Below are 3,885 nucleotides of genomic sequence, written 5' to 3'. Positions count from 1 at the left end.
CGTCCGCGGCGGACACAGCCAGGATCACCCCGGGCCTCGGGCGCGACCCGGCGCCCCGATCCTACGAGCCGACCCGGCTGAACCCACGGTACGTGTTCGAGACGTTCGTCATCGGTGATAGTAACCGATTCCCGCACGCGGCTGCGGTGGCCGTCGCCGAGGCGCCGGCGAAGGCGTACAACCCGCTGTTCATCTACGGCGACTCCGGGCTCGGCAAGACCCACCTGCTGCACGCGATCGGTCATTACACGCTGAAGCTGTATCCCGACTCGCGGGTGAAGTACGTCAGCTCGGAGGAGTTCACCAACGACTTCATCAACTCGATCCGGGACGACCGGCAGCAGGCGTTCCAACGCCGCTACCGGGACACCGACGTGCTCCTGGTCGACGACATCCAGTTCCTGGAGAACAAGGAGCGCACCCAGGAGGAGTTCTTCCACACCTTCAACGTGCTGCACGACACCGAGAAGCAGATCGTCATCTCCTCCGACCGCTCCCCCAAGCAGCTCTCGGCGCTGGAGGACCGGCTGCGCAGCCGGTTCGAATGGGGCCTGATCACCGACGTCACCCCGCCCGACCTGGAGACCAGGATCGCGATCCTGTCGAAGAAGGCCGCCACCGAGCGGCTGCCGGTCCCCGGCGACGTGCTGGAGTACATCGCCACCCACATCGAGCGCAACATCCGGGAGCTCGAGGGCGCGCTGATCCGGGTGGCGGCGTTCGCGAGCCTGAACAAGTCGCATGTCGACCGGACGCTGGCCGAGATCGTCCTGCGGGACCTGATCCCGGACGCGGCCGACCCGGAGATCACCGCTGCCGCGATCATGAACGCGACCGCGACCTACTTCGGCGTGACCATGGAGGACCTGTGCGGCACGTCGCGCAGCCGGGTGCTGGTCACCGCCCGGCAGATCGCCATGTACCTGTGCCGGGAGCTGACCGACCTGTCACTGCCGAAGATCGGCCAGCACTTCGGCGGCCGGGACCACACCACGGTGATGCACGCCGACCGCAAGATCCGGGGACTGATGGCCGAACGCCGGGCGATCTACAACCAGGTCACCGAACTGACCAACCGCATCCGGGCGCAGACCCGGCAGGCCTGACCCGCCCGGCGGACACAGCTCGCCCGACAGGCCCGACGGGTACGCCTGGCCCGACAGGCATGACCCAGGCGGGACAGGGGGAGGGACTACCCCCAGTAGCCGGATCCACGCCGTTGTCCCTGTGGAGTCTTGTGCACAGCTTGTGGAAAACCCTGTGGAATCTGGGGACGAAAGCTCCGCGGCGGCCTGTGCGTAACCGGGGACAGGCTGTGCGGAAGCTGTGCACAGCCGGGGGACAGACTGCGAACAACCGGGGACGAGCGGGGGACAACCAGGCCGGCGGTGGATATCCACCGGAGTTGGGCACAGCGGCATCCACACGATCTGCACCCCCTCTCAAGCCCCTGAGCTGCGAAAACGCAAGTTATCCCCAGTATCCACCGGCCCTACTAACACGACGGACTAGATCTTTCTCTAATGAACAAACCTCAGACGAAGTTGGGCCTGGGGACAACCTCGCATGATCGTCCGCGCGTCGCCTCCGGACCGCCGTCCGGGGACTCGTCAGAGCTCGTCACTCACAGCGGGCCACCGTGGCGATCCCACCCCCGTGCCGGGCCGTGTGCCGGCCCCCGCTGTGAGCCGCCGGCCGAAGCCTGCGATGCTGGAACGCCGTACCGGATGCGGCATGGTGGCCTGACAGCGGTCCAACAGTGGGCCGACAACGGTTCAACAGTGGCTCGACATGGCTCGACGAGGACAGGCAGCGGCACGACAGCGGTCGGACCTGCGAACGTGTTCGTCGGGCCACCGGCAGCATCCGGCGGGGACCTGCACCTGTCAGCGCGCAGCCGGCATGACAGGTCGGCGTGGTCACGAGAACGAACGGTTCAGAAGGGCGAATCATGAAGTTCCGGGTTGAACGGGACGACTTCACCGATGCCGTGGCGTGGACGGCACGCACGCTGCCGACCCGGGCGACCTCCCAGCTTCAGGTCCTCGCCGGCCTCATGCTGGACGCCACCGGGCCGTCGCTGACGGTCGCGGCCTTCGACTACGAGGTCGCCGCCCAGTCCGGCGTGAACGCGACGATCGAGCAGGAGGGCCGGGCCCTGGTCTCCGGCAAGCTGCTCGCCGAGATCACCAGGGCGCTGCCGTCCGCGCCGGTCGATCTGTACACCGACGGCGCGCGGGTGGTCCTCACCTGCGGCAACGCGCGTTTCACCCTGCCGACCATGTCGGTGGACGACTACCCGGCGCTGCCACCGATGCCGGCGGTCACCGGCCACATCGAGGGCGCGGCGTTCGCCGGGGCCGTCTCCCAGGTCGCCGTCGCCGCGGGCAAGGACGACACCCTGCCCGTCCTCACCGGCGTGCGGATCGAGATCGACGGCGATGCCCTCACCCTGGCCGCTACCGACCGTTACCGGCTGGCGGTCCGGAAGCTGAAGTGGCGCCCGGCGTCCGAGACGGCCGACGGCGTGGCCATGGTGCCGGCGCGCACGCTGAGCGAGACGGCGAAGTCCCTGTCCGGGGGTGGGGTGGAGGTCGCGATCTCCCTTGGCTCGGGTCCCTCCGGGGAGGCGCTGGCCGGGTTCGCCGGTGCCGGCCGCCAGACCACCACCCGTCTGGTGGACGGCTCGTTCCCGCCCTACCAGCGGCTGCTGCCCGACAGCTCGCCGCTGACCGCCCAGCTCGAGATCGCCCCGTTCGCCGAGGCCGTCAAGCGTGTCGCGCTGGTCGCCGCCCGTACCGCCCCGGTCCAGCTGAGCTTCGCCGACGACCAACTGGTCCTGGAGGCCGGGGCCGGCGGTGAGGCCCAGGCCCAGGAGACGCTGCCGGTCGGCTACGGCGGGCCGCCGTTGTCGATCGCCTTCAACCCGGCGTACCTGCTCGACGGCCTGGGTGCGCTGGAGTCCGACGTCGTCCATATCGGGTTCGCCAGCGCCGACGACGCGGACGAGGCGTCCAAGAAGCCCGCCATCCTCACCGGCAAGGCGCCCGACGACGGCGAGGTCCCGGACTACCGGTACCTGCTCATGCCGATCCGGCTGTCCGGGTGACGTGCGTCTCACCCATCTGTCGCTGGTGGACTTCCGGTCCTATCCGGCGCTGGATCTGCTGCTCGAACCCGGGGTGAACACGTTCGTCGGCTCCAACGGGCAGGGCAAGACCAACCTGCTGGAGGCCGTCGGCTACCTGGCGACGCTCGGCAGCCACCGGGTGGCCTCGGATGCCCCGCTGGTCCGCGAGGGCGCCGCGAGCGCCGCGGTGCGGGCCCGGATCGCGCGGGACGACCGCGCCGCCCTGGTCGAGATCGAGATCATTCCGGGCCGGGCGAACCGGGCCCGGCTCAACCGGGCACCCCTCGCCCGCTCCCACGACGTCCTCGGCCTGCTGGTCATGGTGTTCTTCGCGCCTGAGGACCTAGCCCTGGTCAAGGGGGATCCGGCCGGGCGCCGGCGGTTCCTCGACGATCTGCTGGTGGCCCGCGCCCCCCGGCTCGCCGGTGTGCTCGCCGACTACGACAAGGTCCTGCGCCAGCGGTCGACGCTGTTGCGGGCGGCCGGGGCGGCGCGGCGCTCCGGCCGCGCCGGTGACCTGCGCACCCTGGACGCGTGGGACTCCCACCTGGTCCGGCACGGCTGCGAGCTGCTGGCCGCGCGGCTGGCGCTGGTCGAACAGCTGCGCCCCCGGGTGGCGACCGCCTACCGCGCGGTCGCGGCCCAGCCTGCCACCCGGCCGCCGGCCGGGCCGCCCGGATCACCCGGGTCAGCTGGACCAGGCGTGCCGGCTGGAGCGGACGCACCGGGTGCGCCGGACACACCGCCCGGATCGG

Annotated in this window: 3 protein-coding genes; all 3 read left to right on the top strand. The window is 70.4% G+C overall.

Features of this window, described 5'->3' with window-relative positions:
* Positions 1-1,106: chromosomal replication initiator protein DnaA (dnaA, locus tag AC5LUJ_RS13650; protein ID WP_493465040.1), on the top strand; the 1,106-nt coding region annotated here is incomplete at its 5' end.
* An 845-nt stretch (positions 1,107-1,951) separates the two neighbouring features.
* A complete protein-coding gene (gene dnaN / locus AC5LUJ_RS13645; RefSeq protein WP_250286095.1) occupies positions 1,952-3,109 on the top strand; it encodes a DNA polymerase III subunit beta in 1,158 nt (385 codons plus the stop codon).
* A 1-nt stretch (position 3,110) separates the two neighbouring features.
* Positions 3,111-3,885 (top strand): AAA family ATPase (locus tag AC5LUJ_RS13640; RefSeq protein ID WP_493465039.1); only part of this gene is annotated, 775 nt, incomplete at its 3' end.

It is taken from the genome of Protofrankia sp. CiP1_Cm_nod3 (genome assembly GCF_982290655.1).
Note: the sequence above shows the minus strand (reverse complement) of the source record. Positions and strands in the feature narration are given on the sequence as shown.

Bases quoted from the DNA above. Each gene is read 5' to 3' on its own strand.
- dnaN (WP_250286095.1), top strand. From the start codon at position 1,952: ATGAAGTTCCGGGTTGAACGGGACGACTTCACCGATGCCGTGGCGTGG.